A 17,621-nucleotide genomic window follows, 5' to 3' on the forward strand; every position below is an offset into this window, starting at 1 on the left:
GGGCGATGAGGCGAGAGGTGCCTAGATTACCACGGCGGTCCCGGTTGCGGACACCATCAGCATCGATCCGTTGGAGCCGAGCACCTCGTAATCGAGATCGACGCCGATCACGGCGTTCGCGCCCAGCTCGGCCGCGCGCATGCGCATTTCGCCCAGCGCCTGTTCGCGCGCGCGGGCGAGAACGTCTTCATAGGCGCCGGAACGCCCGCCGACGATGTCGCGGATACTGGCGAACAGGTCACGGAACATGTTCGCGCCGACGATCACTTCGCCGGTGACGATACCGCGATACTGCTGGACGGGCCGGCCATCGACGCCGTTGGTGGTCGTCACGATCATATCGGACGATCCTGCCTCGCCCGATCCTGTATTCGATCCCCAGGGTGATTGAACCATCCCGTCCTCCTTATCCGCGTGTCACTCTAAACCCAGCGCAGCCTTGTAGGTTTCCAGCAGGGCTTCGGCTTCCTGCCGCACATGGCTTTCCAGCTTGCGCAGGCGGACGATCGCCCGCATCGTCTTGACGTCGTAGCCGGTCGACTTGGCTTCGGAATAGACGTCCTTGATGTCGTCGGCGATGCCCTTTTTCTCTTCTTCCAGGCGCTCGATCCGTTCGATGAATAGACGTAACTGGTCGGCCGCGACATTGCCTTCGCTCATGATATGCTCCCCGCTGAATGCGAACTGGTGAATCGGAGAGGAGGCTCTAGTGCGTCTCCTTGTTCTTCGCCACGCTTTCCTGCATGCGCTGCAACTGTTCCGGGGTCGCTTCGGCCTGATGCGCGGATTTCCACTGCGAATAGGGCATGCCGTAGATCGCTTCGCGCGCGGTTTCGCGGTCCATCGCGCCGCCCTGCGCCTGATCGGCTTCCGCCAGCCAGTCGGCGAGGCAGTTGCGGCAAAAGCCCGCCAGGCCCATCAGGTCGACATTCTGCGCGTCCGTGCGGTGCTGCAAATGCGCGACCAGCCGCCGAAACGCGGTCGCCGCCGCAGCATCATTGATTAACGGACCGGCCATTGATACGTCTCCTTCACGTTTCCGTCACAGGTCGGGGATAGGACAAAAACGCCTTCGGGAACAGACCGGAGCGACGGCGAGGAGATTTCGTGAAAGCTATTCGTCCCCGGCTCCGCAAGGTCCGCATCCTCGCGACCCTTGGTCCCGCCAGCAGCAATGCCGACATGATCCGCGACCTGTATCTGGCGGGCGCCGACGCCTTCCGCCTCAATATGAGCCACGGGTCGCACGAGGATCATGCCGCGAATGTCGCGCATATCCGCGCGCTGGAAAAGGAATATGGGCGGCCCACGACGATCCTCGCAGATCTTCAGGGCCCCAAGCTGCGCGTCGGCACGTTCCGCGACGGATCGGTGGAGCTTAAGGTCGGAGCGACCTTCGTGCTCGATCGCGACGATACACCGGGCGACGTTCACCGCGTAGCCCTACCGCATCCCGAAATTCACGCCGCGCTGCTGCCCGAGACACGGCTGCTGCTCGACGACGGCAAGATCGTTTTGCGGGTCAAATCCTGCGGCGACGGGCGGATCGAGACACGGGTGGAGGTCGGCGGAACCCTGTCGAACCGCAAGGGTGTCAACGTCCCCGACGTCGTCGTGCCGATGGCTGCGCTCACCGAGAAAGACCGGCGGGATCTGGGCTTTGCGCTTACGCTCGGCGTGGACTGGGTGGCGCTCTCCTTCGTGCAGCGGCCCGAAGATCTGGCGGAGGCGCGGCGGCTGATGGGCGGCTATGGAGCGCTGATGGCCAAGATCGAGAAGCCGTCGGCCGTGCAGCGCCTTGAGGAGATACTGGAGGTCGCCGATGGCGTCATGGTGGCGCGTGGCGATCTGGGGGTCGAGCTGCCGCCCGAGGCTGTGCCGCCGCTGCAAAAGCATATCGTCGCATCCGCGCGCAAGCTGGGCCGCCCGGTCGTCGTGGCAACCCAGATGCTCGAATCGATGATCAAGGCGCCGACCCCGACCCGGGCCGAAGTGTCGGATGTCGCCACCGCCGTCTATGACGGGGCGGATGCGATCATGCTGTCGGCGGAAACGGCGGCGGGCGACTGGCCGCGTGAGGCGGTGGCGATGATGGACAGCATCGCGCGGAGCGTCGAGGGCGACCCCGGCTATCTCGACCGGTTGCATTTTACCGAAACCAAGCCGGACGCGACGACTGCTGACGCGCTGGCCGAAGCAAGCAACAGCATCACCCGCACCGCCAACGCCAGTGCGATCGTGTGTTTCACCTCGTCGGGCAGCACGGTACGCCGTGTGGCGCGCGAGCGTCCTACCGCGCCGATCCTCGCGCTGACCCCACGCGCCGACACCGCGCGCAAAATGGGCCTGCTCTGGGGCGTGCATGCCGTGCGCACCAAGGACATCGGCAGCTTCGAGGAAATGATCGGCAAGGCGCGCCGCATGGCCCTGCGCCACAAGGCGGCGGTCGCGGGCGACAAGATCATCGTGCTCGCCGGTGTCCCCTTCGGCACGCCTGGATCAACCAATGTGCTGCATGTCGCGACGATTCGGGGGGACGAACTGAAGGGGCGGGACGAGTAGGGCGAGGCGCCTCATCCCGGCGAAGGCCGGGATCCCAGGCCGTAGTGGATGAAATAGCAGTCGAAAGATGCCAGCCTGCGCTGGCATGACGGGGATTTTACTCCCCCGCCGCAGTGCTGAGACCCAGTTCCGGCACGCCGATCGACCTTCGCCCGCCGAAATCGGTGCGCAGGACGATCCAGCCGTTCTTTTCCATATGCTCGATCAGGCGGCGCACACGCCCCGGAGACCGGGTGCCATAGGCGCGCGCGAGACTATCGTCGTCCGGACACGCGCCGCCGGTCAGCGCTGCATGGGCGATCATCAGAAACGGCGCGAGCATATCGTCCGGGACGCGTGCGGCAAGCTGGAGCGCATCGCGCCAGCGGGCATCGGTGTCGTCCAATATGCCCGCCTGCGCCATAGCGAAGCGCTTGCGGAAAGCGGGCAGGTCGAGCGGTGCCTTGAGCAGCCGCTCCATCCGGCAGCGCACGGAGAAATCCTGATATAAGGCCGCCATCGGCTGGAACGCGCAGTCCGGGTCGGCGACCATCGCGGCGAGGATCGCGTTGACGGTCTCCGCGCTGTCGGAATCGGGCGCTGTCGCCTCCGATGCTGCCTGTTCGAGGGGATGGGCGGCCTGGGCGATCTGGTCGAGCAGCGCGGCGCTGTCGACGGCCGGAGGCGGCGGGGCGGCGGGGCGGGACAGCGGAGCCTCTTCCAGATCCGCGAACAGCATCGCCTGGAAATTCTCAGGCTCCGCATTGGGCAGCGGGAGCAGGCTGTGCGTGCCGGTTGCGGCGCTGGTCGCCACCGCGCCGATACGCACCGACACCGGACGGCGGCAGATTGCGGGCCCGAGCGCCAGAAAGCGCCCGCGCTCCAGATCGCGGATCTGTTCCGCCTGCCGCCGTTCCATGCCGAGCAGATCAGCGGCGCGCGCCATGTCGATGTCAAGGAAGGTGCGCCCCATCAGGAAGTTAGAGGCTTCCGCCGCAACATTCTTCGCGAGCTTCGCCAGCCGCTGGGTTGCGATGACGCCCGCCAGCCCGCGCTTGCGCCCGCGGCACATCAGGTTGGTCATCGCCGCGAGCGACAGGCGGCGCACCTCGTCGCTGACATCCCCGGCGGCGACGGGCGCGAACATCTGCGCTTCGTCCACTACGACGAGTGCGGGGTACCAATGGTCGCGCGGCGCGTCGAACAGGGTGGCGAGGAAGGATGCCGCGCATTTCATCTGCGCCTCCAACTCCAGCCCATCGAGCGCCAAAACGACCGAGGCGCGATGCTCGCGGATGCGCGCGGCCATGCGGATGATCTCGCGCCCGTCATGTGCGGCGGCATCGATGACGACATGGCCGAAGGGTTCGGCCAGCGACACGAAGTCGCCTTCCGGATCAATCACCACCTGCTGCACCAGCTTGGCGCTTTCCTCCAGCAAACGGCGCAGCAGATGCGACTTTCCTGACCCGCTATTGCCCTGCACGAGCAGGCGGGTGGCCAGCAATTCCTCGATGTCGATGCGGACCGGCGCTCCCTGCGCGTCGGTGCCGATGTCTATGGTTGCGCTCACGCTGCTGTCCTTGGCGCAGCGGTGAGACGCGGGCAAGGGGGAAGTGCGTGGTAGGACCATGAGGCGACGCGGAGTTTGACTTGACGGGTTTCGCGCTGCGGTGCAGCAATAGCGACATGAACAGCCCCCATAAAACCGACTCATCCCTGTCGCAAAATCCCGACATCCGCTTTCTCGGCAAGCTGCTGGGCGATGTCATCCGGGCCTATGGCGGAGACAAGCTGTATCGCCAGACCGAATATATCCGCTCCGCTTCGGTCGATCGCGCGCGGGGCGTAGAGGGCGCGCACCTTGCCGACACTGGCCTCGACGCGCTGAGTCTTGACGACACGCTGAGCTTCGTGCGCGGGTTCATGCTCTTTTCGATGCTCGCCAATCTGGCCGAAGACCGGCAGGGCACGGGCAGCGATTTCGGGGCGGACCTCGCGACCGCCGTGGCGCAACTGGAGCAGCATGGCATCGACCGCGCCAAGATCGTGGAGATGCTGGACGGGGCGCTGATCGCGCCGGTCATGACCGCGCACCCGACCGAAGTGCGGCGCAAGAGCATGATCGACCACAAGAACCGCATCGCCGACCTGATGCGCCTCAAGGACGTGGGGCAGGACACGACGGAAGCAGGGGAAACGGTCGACGAGGCCATTTTCCGCCAGATCGCCCTTTTGTGGCAGACCCGCCCGTTGCGGCGTGAACGCCTCTATGTGCAGGACGAGATCGAGAACGTCCTCGCCTATTTCCGCGACGTGTTCCTGCCCGTATTGCCCGCGCTATATGCGCAGTGGGAACGGGTGCTGGGCAGTCGCCCGTCGAGCTTCCTGCGCGTCGGCAACTGGATCGGCGGCGACCGCGACGGCAACCCCTATGTCCAGGCCGACCAATTGCGCTCGGCGCTGTCGCGCGGGTGCCAGGAAGCGCTGGCTTATTATATGGACCGGCTGCACGAGCTGGGCGCGGAGCTTTCGATCTCGACCGAACTGGCCCATGTGCCGCAGGCGGTGCTCGACCTGGCGGAGGCCAGCGGCGACACCTCACCCAGCCGCGTGGACGAACCCTATCGCCGTGCGATTTCCGGCATCTATGCTCGCCTTGCCGCGACCTACCGGCAGCGGACTGGGAAAACGCCGCCTCGCCCCTCGGCCCTTCCGGGCGCGCCCTATGACGAGCCGGGGGCATTTCGCCGCGATCTGGTGCTTGTCGCGCAGGGGCTGGCGAGCGAGGGCAATGGCGCGCTTGCGACCGGCGGCGCGCTCGGTCGGCTGATCCGCGCGGTCGAGACGTTCGGCTTTCACCTTGCCACGCTCGACATGCGCCAGAACAGCGCGGTGCACGAACGGGTGGTCGCGGAACTGCTGAAGGAAGCGGGGGTCGCGACCGATTATGCCGGGCTCGACGAAATGGCCCGTGTTGCGCTGCTGCGCGCCGAACTCGCCAATAACCGCCCGTTGGGCGCGCGCGGTGCGGTCTATAGCGAAGAAACCACGTCCGAGCTCGCCATCGTGCAGGCCGCTGCCGACGCGCACCGGCTCTATGGGCCGCAGTGCATCGCGGTCTATATCATCAGCAAGGCAGAAAGCGTGTCGGACCTGCTGGAGGTCGCGCTGCTTTTGAAGGAGGCGGGGCTTTGGCGTGCGGCGACCAGCGAAGCCGCGCCGGTCTGCCCGATCATGCCGGTGCCGCTGTTCGAAACCATCGCCGACCTTGAAGCTGCGCCTGCGATCATGTCCGCCTATTTCGGCCTGCCGGAAATCGGTGCGCTGGTCCGTGCGCGTGGCCATCAGGAAGTGATGATCGGCTATTCCGATAGCAACAAGGACGGCGGCTACATCACCTCGACCTGGGGCCTCTACAAGGCGAGCAGCGCGCTGGAACCGGTGTTCGCGCAGGCAGGGACGAAGATGCAGTTGTTCCATGGGCGCGGCGGTGCGGTGGGCCGCGGCGGGGGTTCCGCCTTCGCCGCGATCCGCGCGCAACCCTCGGGCTCGGTACAGGGCCGCATCCGCATCACCGAACAGGGCGAGGTGATCGCGGCAAAGTATGGGACGCGCGATGTCGCGGCCGCCAACCTCGAATCGATGACGAGCGCGACGCTGCTTGCAACGCTCGAGCCCGAAGCGCTGAGCGTGACCGACCATGCGCGCTTTACAACGGTGATGGACCAGCTTTCACGCGATGCCTTTGCCGCCTATCGCAGTCTGGTGTACGACACGGCTGGGTTCCGCGAGTTCTTCCGCGAACTCACCCCGATCCAAGAAATCTCCGGCCTCAAGATCGGGTCGCGCCCCGCAAGCCGGACCAAGAGCACACGGATCGAAGATCTGCGCGCCATCCCGTGGGTGTTCAGCTGGGCGCAAGCACGCGTGATGCTGCCCGGCTGGTATGGTGTGGGCCACGCGCTTGATGCCTTTGGGGACAAGGCGCTGCTCGCGGACATGGCGCAGGCCTGGCCGTTTTTTCATTCCGCGCTCGCCAACATGGAAATGGTGCTCGCCAAGTCGGATCTCGCCATCGCCGAGCGCTATCTGCCGCTGGTGAAGGATCAGGACGCCGGTCAGGCCATCTTCGGACGGATTCGCGACGGCTGGATGAAGAGCCGTGACGGGCTCTTGGGTATCACCAGCCAGTCGCGCCTGCTGGAACGCAACGAACCGCTCGACCGCTCGATCCGCCTGCGCCTGCCCTATATCGAGCCGCTGAACCTGCTGCAGGTCGAACTGCTCAAGCGGCACCGTGCGGGGGACACCGACGAACGGATCAAGGAAGGGATCGAGCTCTCGATCAACGCGATCGCGACCGCGCTGCGGAACAGTGGGTAAACCCTTTTTCCTATACCGCTCGAACCGAACGGATGTCTTCTGTTCAAAAAAAAGGCCGGAGCATTGCCCCGGCCTTCCCCTGTCTGCTGAACCTGTCCGGAGACAGTCTCAGTATTTGAGCACCAGACCGGCCATCGGGCGGATCGAGTGGAAGTTGCCATAGGTGTCGGCCTGCACGCGCAGACGCAGATTGCTGCGGTCGGTTTTCAGGCCCATGTCGGCGAGGGAGAGTTCCGCACCGGCGCCATAGGTCCAGTCGTCATAATCCCGGCTGTTCTGGCCAAGCGCATCGAAGTTGACCCACTGGTAGCCAACCTTCGCGAAGATCAGGCTGTCCTTGCCGGCGCGGACGCCAACGCGACCCGCTGCGCCATATTCCCAATCGATCGCGCCATCGACGCCCTTGGTGGCATTGCCTTCAACACCCAGCATGAGCGGCCCGGCATTGAAATTGACGCCCGCGACACCTTCGACAATCCGGCCATGGAAACCGGCAGGAACGCCCGCACGGTTAGGCTCGTTGTCGAAATTATGGATACCGCCCAGCACGCCCACATAGGGTTCGATGCGGGAATTGGTCGGCGTTTCCGGACCAGCGGGGCCCGTATCCTGCGCATAAGCAGCGGGAACGAAGGCAACGGCGGCGGCCGCCGCGAAAAGCAGTTTCTTCATGTCTTTCGACCTCTTCATGGTTCGATGAATTCGCGCGGTTTGGACCCGCGTGCTGATGTCGCCTCCCCCTTCGGAATGCGCGATGCATCAGTCATGTCGTCCAATGGTCGAAGCGCGGCTTGGTTGCGTATTTTTTGAAGCCCCGTGGCTAAAACACGCTCCTGCGACAATAATGCAACGGTTTGTGAACCGTAGATGTACGGAGCCGCGACTTTATTCTTACGCTATACACAAGCAGGGCCGGAGTGATGTTCCACTCCGGCCCGCCATTCAGAATCATTACTGTAATGTGTTAACCGATATTCAGGAAACACTCGCCTTGACGATCTTGCCCGGCTTGGCCGGCGGCTCGCCCTTTGGCAGCGCGTCGACGTGCTCCATGCCCTCGGTCACTTCTCCCCACACGGTATATTGCCCGTCGAGGAAGGTCGCGTCGTCGAAGCAGATGAAGAACTGGCTGTTCGCGCTGTTCGGGTTGGACGACCGTGCCATCGAGCAGACGCCGCGGACGTGCGGCTCGCGGTTGAACTCGGCCTTGAGGTCGGGGAGCTTCGATCCGCCCATGCCCGATCCTGTCGGATCGCCGCCCTGCGCCATGAAGCCGGGGATTACGCGGTGGAACACGACACCGTCGTAAAAGCCCTCGCTGGCCAGCGTTGCGATGCGCTCCACATGGCCGGGGGCCAGGTCGGGGCGCAGCTTGATGACAACGTCGCCGGTGTCCAGGGTCAGGGTAAGCGTTTCGGCCATTGGTCAGGAGACTCCATACGGAACTATGCGTTGCGCGCGCCCTATAAGACTATCCCGGTCATGGGAAGCCCCAAAGGCCGGGCAGACCGCCGATTTCGACAAACTGCGCCATTGCAATTGCCTACCGCATGAGCGAAAGGGGGCGCATGCACGATCAGGACGACGGTCACAACACGGGCGAAGGAGGCGGCGATGAGCGAAGTTGGCGCATCCACCCCTGCGACCGCCCCGCCTGTGGGGCCGGAAGGCGATCCGCCCGAAATTGAAGGTTCCGTGCTGGCCGCGCCCCGCTCGCAGCTGGACGAGGACGACCGCCTGACTCCTGAATTCGTGTCGTCCGTGCTGGACGCGGTCGAGGACGGCGACAGCGAGCGCGCGCGTGATCTGGTCGCGCCCCTCCACCCGGCGGACGTCGCCGACCTTCTCGAACTCACGCCGTCGGACCGGCGCGCCGCTTTGGCCGCTGCGCTGGGAGACATGGTCAGCGCCGAAGTGCTGTCCGAGCTCAACGACTATGTCCGCGACGACCTGATCGACGCGCTGGAACCCGAGCAGGTCGCGGAGCTGGCCGCGACGCTCGATACCGACGATGCGGTCGCGATCATCGAGGACATGGAGGACGCCGATCAGCAGGCTGTTCTCGATGCGATGGGGCCGGAAGATCGCGCCGCGATCGAAAGCGCACTCGCCTATCCGGAAGAATCCGCCGGTCGCCTGATGCAGCGCGATCTGGTCGCTGTGCCCCAGCATATGACCGTGGGGCAGGTGATCGACTATCTGCGCGACTCCGACAATCTGACCACCGATTTCTGGGAAATCTTCGTGGTGGACGAAAGCCACCACCCGATCGGTACGTGCCAGTTGAGCTGGATCCTTACCTGCCCACGCGGCGTGAGCATCGGTGACGTCATGAAGCGGGAGCAGACATTGATCCCGGTCGACATGGATCAGGAGGAAGTCGCGCTGCGCTTCCAGAAATACGCGTTGATCTCCGCCGCCGTCGTCGATGCAAGCGGGCGGCTGGTCGGCATGATCACGGTCGATGACATTCTGCACATCGTCCAGCAGGAAGCGGGTGAGGATATCCTCCGCCTGTCGGGTGCTGGCGATGGCGACATCAACCAGCCGATCCTGCTGACGGTGCGCACGCGCCTGTCCTGGCTGGTCGTCAATCTGGGCACTGCCATCTTCGCCGCCTCGGTCGTCGGACTGTTTCAGGAAACGATCGCGAAATATGTCGTGCTCGCCGTGCTGATGCCGATCGTGTCGGGCATGGGCGGCAATGCGGGCACGCAGACGATGGCGGTTGCGGTGCGCGCACTTGCCACCAACCAGCTCACCAGTTCCAACACGCGGCGCAACATCGTGCGCGAATTGCGCATCGCGCTGGCCAACGGGCTGGTGCTGGGCGTTCTCATCGGCGTGGCGACGGGACTGATCTACGGCAATCCCGATCTGGGCATCGTCATTGCGCTTGCCATGCTCATCAACAATCTGACGGCCGGGCTGGGCGGCATCCTGGTGCCCGTGGCGCTCGAAAAGGCGGGAGTCGATCCGGCAGTGTCGTCGGCGGTGTTCGTCACGACCCTGACCGACGTGATGGGCTTTTTCTCGTTCCTCGGGCTGGCGACCGTGTGGGGGCTGTAAAGCCGATGGACGAGCCGCTGCACATCACAAAGGTCGCCTTTGCCAGCGCCGGTCCCGATTCGCTCCGGGCTTGGCTCGAAGGGCATGCCGACGCAGGCGAGGCGCGCCTGACGACCCGCTATCTGCCCAAGCGGGTCAGCGAGATGGCGGGCGGTTCGCTCTACTGGATCCACGGCCATATGCTCGTGGGTCGAAGCCCGATCATCGGCTTTATGGACAATGGTGCGGGCCGCCACTGGATCCGGCTCGAACCCCGGCTTATCGCCGTGCAGCCAGTGCCGCGCCGTGCGCATCAGGGCTGGCGTTATCTCGCCCATGCCGATGCGCCGCGCGACCTGGGCGAGGGCGAAGCGAGCGGCACCGAAGCGATGCCCGCCGCCTTGATCGGCGAGCTGAGCCGGCTGGGGCTGGTCTAACCGGCTGTCAGGGTCCAGCCCACCGGCGCCCAGAGAAACGGCAGGGCCACGCCGGTCGTCCACAGCAATCCCATGTCGCGGCGAAAATAGAAACGTCCGCGCAGGCTGGTAACAGAGCGCGGGCGGTTGGTAAGCCAGACATGCTCGACCTGTCGCACCCCCATCGCGAACAGGCCGGTCATCACCAAGGCACCCATATGGCAGGGCAAGCCCCCGCCCGTCGCGTTGATGATCACCATCTGGAGCAGGGTGAACACCAGCAAGGCAGCCGCAAGATGATTGCTCACCGCGCGCAAGGCAGGGTCACGGACCCTGGATGAGGATGAGGAGAAAAAACGGCGCAACAACAGACTTCCAGGGGATCGCTCTCTAACCGCGATCATCCTTCCTCATGGCGCAGGAATCAAGCCGTTTTATCGGTTTTTCAGGGTGCGCCGACCGATTGCCGCATCCGCTTCTCGGCAAACCATTGCCGCAGCATCGCGGCCGTGCAGCCGGTAAAGCCGTAACTGCCGTTGACCGAGCAGCTGCCCGGCTGCACGGCGCGCCCGGCGTCCTCCATCAATGCGACCTGCCCTGCCCAGCCCGGACCGCCGGACGGCGCCGGCTTGTCGCGCAACGGCTTCGGGATACGGTAGCGCTCGGATTCGGGCTTGCGGGCGCACACGACGATCTCGTCGCCCTCGCTCTTGGGACAGGGATCATCCCCATAGACCACCAGCGCGGCGATGCGCTGGGGCGGCGGCGCAGGCTGGCTCAGCGCCACACCCGGCGCAACCAGCAGACCTGCGGTCAGAAGCGGCAAAAAAGGGACGGAGCAACGCTGCATGACACTCTTCTCCGCCGTGCGCCCTGAACGGGGTATGTATGGAACGGTCAGGGTTTGGTGCTTGTTCCGGCTTGCGCGTCGGCCTTCGCCTTGGCGGCTTCCTCGGCTTTCACCCGTTCCTCGATGGCTTTCGAGTCGCTGTCGATCACCGACAGGCGCTTGGCGCGTTCCGCCGCGACAAGATCGGCCCAGCTCACATTATCCTGCTGCTGCCGCTCGGCCTTGGCCTGCGCCGCGATCTGCGAGAAGCATCCGGTAAAGCCGCCACCGCCCACCGGGGAACAGCTCTGCGTACCGTTGCGTCCGACATATTCGATCGACTTGACCCGGTTGGTCCACGCCTGGTTGGTGGAGAGATTGGGGTCGGTGCCACGCAGATTTTCCGGAATGCGATACCGCTCCGATTCCGCCTGTCGCACGCACACGACGATTTCGTCGTCGCTGCCTGCCTTGCAGGGATCGTCGCCATAGACAATCACCTGCACCACACGTTCCTGCCCGGGCGCGGGGCGCTCGGCCGATTCCGCATCCTGCGCCCGGGCGGGAGACGCCATCGCGACAAGCCCCGTGAGAGCGATGCCAAGGGAAAACAGGCGACTGGTCATGATCCTCATATCCTTTTCGATAGCGCAATCGCGGCGCGGCAGCCCAGCCGGATCGCCCCGGCCAGCAAGGGATAGGCCGGGGCATTTTCCGCGCCCTTGGCCAGGGCCGTATCACGATGCTCGACTTCCTCCGCCTGAAAATCCGCGATGGCCGCGCTGAGTTCCGGATCGTCGTTGCCCAGCTCCTCGCGCTGCTCCGCATAATGGCGGTCGATCTCGGTCTCGATGGCGGCGGTGCAGGCCATTGCCGCTTCCGGCCCGATCGCGGCGGTCACCGCGCCCAGCGCAAATCCCGCGACATGCCACAAGGGTTGCAGCAGCGTCGGCCGTACACCGCGCGCCTTCAGCATCGCGTCGAAATGCAGCCGATGGCGCTCTTCCTGCTGCGCCATGGCGGCGATCGAGCGCGACAGCGGATGCCGGTCGCCCATGACCGCGAGCTGTCCGGCGTAGATGCGCACCGCACCATATTCGCCCGCCTGGTCGACGCGGAGCATGGATGCGCTATCGACGGCGCGCGCCGAGGGACGCGGAAAATCGGGCGAACGGTCAGTCATAAGCCGGTCTCCGGCTGCGGTTCAGCAGCAGCATGATAAGAATGAACGAACCCAGCGAGATCAGCGCGTTGAACCCGGCCAGTGAAATTCCCGCCAGCGTCCACGGCGCGACGTCGCAGCGGGTGACCGGCGCGGCCATAATGCTGTCGAGCACGTCCTGCGTGCTGGTCCCGCCGAGCGTGGTCGAGCAGGCGGTCAGACCCTGCCACCAGCCATATTCGACCCCGGCGTGAAACGCCCCGATCCCGCCGCTCGCACCCATAGCCAGCGCGGCAAGGGCCGTGAACAGCGCGCTTTCGCTCGGGCGGCCCCGCACGCCGATCGCGCAAAGGGCAAAGGCAATGGCGATGAGGTGGGGCCAGCGCTGCCACATGCACATTTCGCAGGGAAACAGTCCGCCGATATATTGCGAGCCAATCGCCCCGCCGAGCAGCAGCACGGGTGTCATGATCGCCAGCAGGCGGGCAGCGGATAGGGCGGAAAGGCGGGTCATTGCAGTATCTATAGCCCCTTCCGTCCGCCCCGTCATCCGCGCTGTGTGCCCGATCCCGCCCTAACCGGGTATGAACGAAGCCTTTTCCCCGCGCCCACGTTGCGTTGCGCAAATTTCCCGCTATGGAGTGCGCGTTTTCCGGTCATCCTTCTCAGGAGCTTTTCATGCCCACACTCGTCCTGATCCGCCACGGCCAGTCGGCGTGGAATCTCGAAAACCGCTTCACCGGCTGGTGGGATGTCGACGTCACGGAAAAAGGTGCGGAGGAAGCGCGCGCGGCGGGGCGCCTGATGAAGGAGAAGGGGCTGGATTTTGACTGCTGCTTCACCTCGGTCCAGACCCGCGCGATCAAGACGCTGAACCTTGCGCTGGAGGAAATGGGCCGCCTGTGGCTGCCGGTGGAGAAGGACTGGCGCCTCAACGAACGGCATTATGGCGGGCTGACCGGCCTCAACAAGGCGGAAACGGCCGCCAAGCATGGCGACGAGCAGGTCCACATCTGGCGGCGCAGCTTCGATATCCCGCCGCCGCCGCTGGAAGCGGGCAGCCCGTTCGATCTGTCGACGGACCGCCGCTACGCCGGGATCGCCATTCCCGCTACCGAGAGCCTGAAGGACACGATCGCCCGCGTCCTCCCTTACTGGAACAGCCGCATTGTGCCGGAGCTGAAGGCGGGCAAGCGGGTGGTGATTTCCGCGCACGGCAATTCGCTGCGTGCACTGGTCAAGCACCTCTCCAACATCCCCGATGCCGACATCACCGCGCTGGAAATCCCCACGGGCCAGCCGATCGTCTATCAGCTCGACGACGACCTCAACGCCGTCGATCGCTATTATCTGTCGGAGCGCTGATCCGGCGCGTGGCCGGTGCGCACGTGCCATTCCCGCTTGCGGGCGTACATATCGGCATCGGCGCGCTCGATAACCGCGTCCTCGCGATCGTTTTCGCGAATGATCGTTACCCCGATGGATGCCGACACCGGCAGCAGGATGTCGCCATAGGCGCAGCGGCTCTCCCGCAACAGCTCGTCGAGCTGGTCGGCCTTCAGCCGGGCCTGAACTTCGTCGGCCTCTTCGAGGATCAGCGCGAATTCGTCGCCGCCGATGCGCGCGGCGACGTCGGTGCTGCGGATCTGCGCCGCGATGATCTGTGCAGCATAGACCAGGGCAAAATCCCCGGCCGCGTGTCCGTAAGCGTCGTTGATGAACTTCATGCGGTTGATGTCGATGAACAGCACCGCCGCCTGGGATTGGTAGCGGGTGCGGCGCAGGATCCGGTCGTTGAGCGCTCCGAGGAAAAAGCGCCGGTTGTGCAGCGGGGTCAGCGTATCGAGAATCGCCACCCGCTCCAGCTCGGCATTGGCCATGCGCAGCAGGCGCAGTTCCCGGTGCAGCCCGGCGATTTCGCGCTGAAGTTCGGCGATGTCGCTTGCTTCGCCCGCTGATTTCCCCGCACTGCTCATTGTGGGCGGGACAATGTTTTCCGGCTTGTGCGGTTCCATGGGCACTCGGGCGACAATCCTTTACGGTTCCAGACAACCCATTACGACAGACACGGAATACCAGCTTCCGTCGCTCTTGCACATTCCATTATAGGCCGCGCGTTATACGCCGTGGTCGCCTTGCGCGGGCCTGAACAATCGGCGGAGCGGCACCCGCAATTTTGCATTCGGGCATTGCCCGCGCGGCTCAGGCTGGTTAAGGCCCGGAACAAGCCATATCGGCCCAACAGAATGACCCAATGGGGGGTGGACGACCAGTGCCAAGCCAGACCACAGATGGCGAACTCCGCGTTGGGGTGATCATGGGCAGCCGCTCGGACTGGGAAACAATGCGGCACGCGGCGGAGACGCTCGAAACGCTGGGCATTGGGCATGAATGCAAGGTGGTTTCCGCCCACCGTACGCCGGAACGGCTGTACGACTATGCCCGGGGCGCGGCGGGAAGAGGCCTCAAGGTCATTATCGCGGGGGCGGGTGGCGCGGCGCATCTGCCGGGCATGGCGGCATCGATGACGCGCCTGCCGGTGCTCGGTGTACCCGTGGAGTCCAAGGCGCTGTCCGGCATGGACAGCCTGCTCTCCATTGTGCAGATGCCCGCCGGTGTGCCGGTGGGGACGCTTGCCATCGGGCGGGCGGGCGCGGTCAATGCGGCGCTGCTGGCGGCAGCGATGCTGGCCACGACCGACGAGGCACTGGCTGAACGGCTCGATGCCTGGCGCGCGGTACAGACGGCTTCGGTCGCCCACGACCCGCAGGACCCCGAATGAAGCAGAGCCGCGCATGACCGTGGTGGCGCCGGGCGGAACAATCGGCATATTGGGGGGCGGCCAGCTGGGCCGGATGCTGAGCATGGCGGCGGCGCAGCTCGGCTATCGCACGCACATCTACGCGCCGGAGGAAAGTGGCCCGGCGGCGGATGTGTCCTCGGACTGGACGCGCGGCGGCTATGACAACGCGGATGCGCTGCTGCGCTTCGGGGCGTGCGTCGACGTAGTCACCTATGAGTTCGAGAATGTCGAGACGGCGGCGATCGAGGTGCTATCGCACAGCCGGATCGTGCGCCCGGGCGTCGGCGCGCTGAAGATCGCGCAGGACCGGCTCGCCGAAAAGAGCTTCGTTGCCGGTCTGGGCGGAGCGACCGCCCCTTATCGCGCCGTAAACAGCGTGGCGGATCTGCACGACGCGATCGCGGCGGTCGGCACGCCCTGCATCCTCAAGACGAACCGCTTCGGCTATGACGGCAAGGGTCAGGTGCGCATCGCCGATGCCGGGGAAGCGGACGCCGCATGGGACGCGATCGGCGGCCATCCCGCGATCCTCGAAGGGTTCGTGCGCTTCGATGAGGAGTTTTCCGTCATTCTCGTGCGTGGCGAGGACGGCGCGGTGCGCTTCTGGGACAGCGCGGCCAATGTGCATCGCGACGGTATTCTGGCAACGTCCACGGTCCCGGCGGGCGCGGCCATTTCTGCCCAGGTCGACACGGCACGCGCCATGGCGCGGACCATCGCCGATGGGTTGGATTATGTCGGCGTGCTGGCCGTGGAATTCTTCGCAGGCGAGGACGGTCCGGTCTTCAACGAAATGGCCCCCCGCGTGCACAACAGCGGGCACTGGACGATCGAGGGCGCGATCACCAGCCAGTTCGAAAATCACATTCGCGCAATTTGCGGCCTGCCGCTGGGGGCGACAGGTCTGGCGGTGCCGCGTGTCGAGATGCGCAACCTGATCGGAGACGAGGCGAACCACTGGCGCGCCATTCTGGCGGACCCCGCCAGCCACCTCCACCTTTACGGCAAGAGCGAAGCCCGCCCCGGCCGCAAGATGGGCCATGTGACCCGGCTGGTCTTTCCATGAACCATCCCGAGATCGTCCTGATCCTGGCGCGCGCCGCCAACGGTACGATCGGGCGGGATGGCAAGCTGCCCTGGCATCTGCCCGCAGATCTGCGCCGCTTCAAGATGCTGACGCAGGGTCGCCCGATGATCATGGGGCGCAAGACCTTCGACAGCCTGCCCGGCCTGCTCGAAGGGCGGCGGCATATTGTGCTGACGCGTGACCCGGACTGGCAGGACGATGGTGCAGAAGTCGCGCGCAGCTTCGAGGACGCGATCCGCATCGCCAATGCGCCGGTCATTTCGGTCATCGGCGGGGCGGAAATCTACCGCCTGTTCCTGCCGCGTGCCGACCGGATCGAGCTGACCCAACTTGCCGTGCCGTTCGCTGGCGACACCAGCATCGACGCCCCCGACCCGGCGCAGTGGACGGAGGCCGCGCGGGAAGACCATGCGGCGGAAGGAAACCGTCCGGCGTACAGCTTCATCACCTGGCGGCGCATCACGGAACGAACCGGCTGATCGCACGCTAGGGCTGTCTCGCTCATGCAGGAGATAGCCCCATGTATATCGACGCCGGTGACGGCACAAAACTTCACGTCAAGGATATGGGCGAAGGCCAGCCTGTCATTCTGATCCATGGCTGGCCGCTCACTGGCGACATGTGGGAATATCAGGTCGTTGCCCTGTTGGAAGCGGGCTACCGCGTCATCACTTATGACAGGCGCGGTTTCGGTCAGTCGGGTCATCCGGCGGGTGCCTATGATTATGATCGTCTGGCGGATGATCTCGCCGCGATTGTCGATCATCTCGATCTGTCGTCCGTGGATCTGGTCGGCTTTTCGATGGGTGGCGGCGAGGTTGTACGTTATCTTCGCCGTCATGGCAGCAGCAAGGTGCGCCGCGCGGTGCTGGTCGCATCGGTGGTCCCCTATATGCTGAAGGACGACAGCAACCCGGATGGCGTGGATTCGTCCGACTTCGACACGATGCGGGCCCAGATCCGTGAGGACCGCTTCGCTTTCCTCCAGACGTTTGGCAAGCAATTCTATGGCGTGGGCCTTGTCTCTCGCCCGGTGAGTCAGGCGCTGTTGGATTGGACCTTCACGCTCGGGATCATGGCCAGCCCGCTCGCGACATTGCGCTGTCTGGACGCGTTCGCGGAAACCGATTTCCGTCCCGATCTCGCAAGCGTTGATGTGCCGACGCTCATCATCCACGGCACCAGTGACAAGACGGTGCCGATCGATCCGACCGCCCGCGCGGCGGCGGCGGGCATCGCCCAGGCAACGCTGATCGAATATGACGGCGAGCCCCATGGCCTGTTCGCGACCGTTCCGGACCGGCTGAATGCCGACTTGCTGGATTTCCTGCGCCCGGGCGTCTGACGCG

At 65.0% G+C, this 17,621-nt stretch carries 21 protein-coding genes; 9 read left to right on the top strand and 12 right to left on the bottom strand.

Annotated elements, in window-relative coordinates; translation table 11 throughout:
* Nucleotides 1-21: 21 nt before the first annotated feature.
* The 3 genes from FHS92_RS09510 to FHS92_RS09520 form a co-directional block, all read right to left on the bottom strand.
* Entirely contained in the window at nucleotides 22-339 is a 318-nt protein-coding gene (locus FHS92_RS09510; RefSeq protein ID WP_184080342.1) for a heavy metal-binding domain-containing protein, read from the bottom strand.
* 78 nt (nucleotides 340-417) lie between these two features.
* Nucleotides 418-660 (bottom strand): DUF2312 domain-containing protein, encoded by a 243-nt coding sequence (locus FHS92_RS09515; protein WP_184079846.1) that lies wholly within the window; start codon nucleotides 658-660, stop codon nucleotides 418-420.
* A gap of 46 nt (nucleotides 661-706) precedes the next feature.
* A complete protein-coding gene (locus FHS92_RS09520; protein ID WP_184079848.1) occupies nucleotides 707-1,018 on the bottom strand; it encodes a DUF1244 domain-containing protein in 312 nt (103 codons plus the stop codon).
* An 89-nt stretch (nucleotides 1,019-1,107) separates the two neighbouring features.
* Between FHS92_RS09520 and pyk the strand changes: the two genes are divergently transcribed.
* The gene (gene pyk, locus FHS92_RS09525; RefSeq protein ID WP_184079850.1) at nucleotides 1,108-2,562 is read left to right on the top strand and encodes a pyruvate kinase; all 1,455 of its coding nucleotides are present in this window, start codon (nucleotides 1,108-1,110) and stop codon (nucleotides 2,560-2,562) included.
* Between the two features lie 97 nt (nucleotides 2,563-2,659).
* Here the strand turns inward: pyk and FHS92_RS09530 are convergent, their stop codons facing one another.
* Nucleotides 2,660-4,114 (bottom strand): helicase HerA domain-containing protein, encoded by a 1,455-nt coding sequence (locus tag FHS92_RS09530; RefSeq protein ID WP_184079853.1) that lies wholly within the window; start codon nucleotides 4,112-4,114, stop codon nucleotides 2,660-2,662.
* Between the two features lie 116 nt (nucleotides 4,115-4,230).
* Here FHS92_RS09530 and ppc point away from each other — a divergent pair, with 116 nt between their 5' ends.
* Nucleotides 4,231-6,927 (top strand): phosphoenolpyruvate carboxylase, encoded by a 2,697-nt coding sequence (gene ppc, locus FHS92_RS09535; protein ID WP_184079854.1) that lies wholly within the window; start codon nucleotides 4,231-4,233, stop codon nucleotides 6,925-6,927.
* A 108-nt stretch (nucleotides 6,928-7,035) separates the two neighbouring features.
* On the opposite strand, the gene FHS92_RS09540 is transcribed toward ppc, so the two are convergent.
* On the bottom strand, nucleotides 7,036-7,599 hold the full coding sequence (locus tag FHS92_RS09540; RefSeq protein WP_184079856.1) for an outer membrane protein: 564 nt from the start codon (nucleotides 7,597-7,599) through the stop codon (nucleotides 7,036-7,038).
* A 303-nt stretch (nucleotides 7,600-7,902) separates the two neighbouring features.
* Nucleotides 7,903-8,349 (bottom strand): peptidylprolyl isomerase, encoded by a 447-nt coding sequence (locus tag FHS92_RS09545; protein WP_184079857.1) that lies wholly within the window; start codon nucleotides 8,347-8,349, stop codon nucleotides 7,903-7,905.
* 192 nt (nucleotides 8,350-8,541) lie between these two features.
* Between FHS92_RS09545 and mgtE the strand changes: the two genes are divergently transcribed.
* Both mgtE and FHS92_RS09555 read left to right on the top strand, forming a co-directional pair.
* Nucleotides 8,542-9,996 (top strand): magnesium transporter, encoded by a 1,455-nt coding sequence (gene mgtE, locus FHS92_RS09550; RefSeq protein ID WP_184079858.1) that lies wholly within the window; start codon nucleotides 8,542-8,544, stop codon nucleotides 9,994-9,996.
* 5 nt (nucleotides 9,997-10,001) lie between these two features.
* A complete protein-coding gene (locus FHS92_RS09555) occupies nucleotides 10,002-10,412 on the top strand; it encodes a DUF1489 family protein (protein WP_184079859.1) in 411 nt (136 codons plus the stop codon).
* On the opposite strand, the gene FHS92_RS09560 is transcribed toward FHS92_RS09555, so the two are convergent.
* The 5 genes from FHS92_RS09560 to FHS92_RS09580 all read right to left on the bottom strand — a co-directional run bounded on the left by FHS92_RS09560 (nucleotide 10,409) and on the right by FHS92_RS09580 (nucleotide 12,896).
* Nucleotides 10,409-10,699: a hypothetical protein gene (locus FHS92_RS09560; protein WP_184079860.1), complete on the bottom strand. Its 291-nt coding sequence runs from the start codon at nucleotides 10,697-10,699 to the stop codon at nucleotides 10,409-10,411. The two genes, FHS92_RS09555 and FHS92_RS09560, sit on opposite strands and share 4 nt — an antisense overlap.
* A gap of 137 nt (nucleotides 10,700-10,836) precedes the next feature.
* Nucleotides 10,837-11,241, bottom strand: coding sequence for a hypothetical protein (locus FHS92_RS09565; protein ID WP_184079861.1), 405 nt, complete (start codon nucleotides 11,239-11,241; stop codon nucleotides 10,837-10,839).
* A 47-nt stretch (nucleotides 11,242-11,288) separates the two neighbouring features.
* Nucleotides 11,289-11,846 carry a hypothetical protein gene (locus FHS92_RS09570; RefSeq protein WP_184079862.1) on the bottom strand — a complete coding sequence of 186 codons (558 nt, stop codon included), beginning with the start codon at nucleotides 11,844-11,846 and terminating at the stop codon, nucleotides 11,289-11,291.
* A 5-nt stretch (nucleotides 11,847-11,851) separates the two neighbouring features.
* Nucleotides 11,852-12,403 (bottom strand): demethoxyubiquinone hydroxylase family protein, encoded by a 552-nt coding sequence (locus tag FHS92_RS09575; RefSeq protein ID WP_184079864.1) that lies wholly within the window; start codon nucleotides 12,401-12,403, stop codon nucleotides 11,852-11,854.
* Complete coding sequence (locus FHS92_RS09580; RefSeq protein WP_184079866.1) at nucleotides 12,396-12,896, bottom strand: disulfide bond formation protein B; 501 nt, start codon at nucleotides 12,894-12,896, stop codon at nucleotides 12,396-12,398. Before FHS92_RS09580 ends, FHS92_RS09575 begins: the two co-directional genes overlap by 8 nt.
* 164 nt (nucleotides 12,897-13,060) lie before the next feature.
* On the opposite strand from FHS92_RS09580, the gene gpmA reads away from it, so the two are divergent.
* Complete coding sequence (gpmA, locus tag FHS92_RS09585; RefSeq protein WP_184079868.1) at nucleotides 13,061-13,747, top strand: 2,3-diphosphoglycerate-dependent phosphoglycerate mutase; 687 nt, start codon at nucleotides 13,061-13,063, stop codon at nucleotides 13,745-13,747.
* Here gpmA and FHS92_RS09590 read toward each other — a convergent pair.
* Complete coding sequence (locus tag FHS92_RS09590) at nucleotides 13,729-14,397, bottom strand: GGDEF domain-containing protein (RefSeq protein ID WP_246351926.1); 669 nt, start codon at nucleotides 14,395-14,397, stop codon at nucleotides 13,729-13,731. The two genes, gpmA and FHS92_RS09590, sit on opposite strands and share 19 nt — an antisense overlap.
* Before the next feature lie 257 nt (nucleotides 14,398-14,654).
* Here FHS92_RS09590 and purE point away from each other — a divergent pair, with 257 nt between their 5' ends.
* The 4 genes from purE to FHS92_RS09610 are packed head-to-tail and all read left to right on the top strand — an operon-like array spanning nucleotide 14,655 to nucleotide 17,617.
* On the top strand, nucleotides 14,655-15,164 hold the full coding sequence (gene purE, locus FHS92_RS09595; RefSeq protein WP_343056711.1) for a 5-(carboxyamino)imidazole ribonucleotide mutase: 510 nt from the start codon (nucleotides 14,655-14,657) through the stop codon (nucleotides 15,162-15,164).
* A 13-nt stretch (nucleotides 15,165-15,177) separates the two neighbouring features.
* A complete protein-coding gene (locus FHS92_RS09600) occupies nucleotides 15,178-16,251 on the top strand; it encodes a 5-(carboxyamino)imidazole ribonucleotide synthase (RefSeq protein WP_184079874.1) in 1,074 nt (357 codons plus the stop codon).
* Nucleotides 16,248-16,751, top strand: a complete 504-nt coding sequence (locus FHS92_RS09605; protein ID WP_184079876.1) for a dihydrofolate reductase — start codon at nucleotides 16,248-16,250, stop codon at nucleotides 16,749-16,751. The genes FHS92_RS09600 and FHS92_RS09605 overlap by 4 nt, the downstream gene beginning before the upstream one ends.
* Nucleotides 16,752-16,792: 41 nt before the next feature.
* Nucleotides 16,793-17,617 carry an alpha/beta fold hydrolase gene (locus FHS92_RS09610; RefSeq protein ID WP_184079878.1) on the top strand — a complete coding sequence of 275 codons (825 nt, stop codon included), beginning with the start codon at nucleotides 16,793-16,795 and terminating at the stop codon, nucleotides 17,615-17,617.
* Nucleotides 17,618-17,621: the final 4 nt, after the last annotated feature.

The organism is Sphingobium subterraneum, assembly GCF_014199435.1.
In the GTDB taxonomy this organism is placed as follows: domain Bacteria; phylum Pseudomonadota; class Alphaproteobacteria; order Sphingomonadales; family Sphingomonadaceae; genus Sphingobium; species Sphingobium subterraneum.

Bases quoted from the DNA above. Each gene is read 5' to 3' on its own strand.
- FHS92_RS09510 (WP_184080342.1), bottom strand. From the start codon at position 339: ATGATCGTGACGACCACCAACGGCGTCGATGGCCGGCCCGTCCAGCAG.
- FHS92_RS09515 (WP_184079846.1), bottom strand. From the start codon at position 660: ATGAGCGAAGGCAATGTCGCGGCCGACCAGTTACGTCTATTCATCGAA.
- FHS92_RS09520 (WP_184079848.1), bottom strand. From the start codon at position 1,018: ATGGCCGGTCCGTTAATCAATGATGCTGCGGCGGCGACCGCGTTTCGG.
- ppc (WP_184079854.1), top strand. From the start codon at position 4,231: ATGAACAGCCCCCATAAAACCGACTCATCCCTGTCGCAAAATCCCGAC.
- FHS92_RS09540 (WP_184079856.1), bottom strand. From the start codon at position 7,599: ATGAAGAAACTGCTTTTCGCGGCGGCCGCCGCCGTTGCCTTCGTTCCC.
- FHS92_RS09545 (WP_184079857.1), bottom strand. From the start codon at position 8,349: ATGGCCGAAACGCTTACCCTGACCCTGGACACCGGCGACGTTGTCATC.
- mgtE (WP_184079858.1), top strand. From the start codon at position 8,542: ATGAGCGAAGTTGGCGCATCCACCCCTGCGACCGCCCCGCCTGTGGGG.
- FHS92_RS09555 (WP_184079859.1), top strand. From the start codon at position 10,002: ATGGACGAGCCGCTGCACATCACAAAGGTCGCCTTTGCCAGCGCCGGT.
- FHS92_RS09565 (WP_184079861.1), bottom strand. From the start codon at position 11,241: ATGCAGCGTTGCTCCGTCCCTTTTTTGCCGCTTCTGACCGCAGGTCTG.
- FHS92_RS09570 (WP_184079862.1), bottom strand. From the start codon at position 11,846: ATGACCAGTCGCCTGTTTTCCCTTGGCATCGCTCTCACGGGGCTTGTC.
- FHS92_RS09575 (WP_184079864.1), bottom strand. From the start codon at position 12,403: ATGACTGACCGTTCGCCCGATTTTCCGCGTCCCTCGGCGCGCGCCGTC.
- FHS92_RS09580 (WP_184079866.1), bottom strand. From the start codon at position 12,896: ATGACCCGCCTTTCCGCCCTATCCGCTGCCCGCCTGCTGGCGATCATG.
- gpmA (WP_184079868.1), top strand. From the start codon at position 13,061: ATGCCCACACTCGTCCTGATCCGCCACGGCCAGTCGGCGTGGAATCTC.
- FHS92_RS09590 (WP_246351926.1), bottom strand. From the start codon at position 14,397: ATGGAACCGCACAAGCCGGAAAACATTGTCCCGCCCACAATGAGCAGT.
- FHS92_RS09600 (WP_184079874.1), top strand. From the start codon at position 15,178: ATGACCGTGGTGGCGCCGGGCGGAACAATCGGCATATTGGGGGGCGGC.
- FHS92_RS09605 (WP_184079876.1), top strand. From the start codon at position 16,248: ATGAACCATCCCGAGATCGTCCTGATCCTGGCGCGCGCCGCCAACGGT.
- FHS92_RS09610 (WP_184079878.1), top strand. From the start codon at position 16,793: ATGTATATCGACGCCGGTGACGGCACAAAACTTCACGTCAAGGATATG.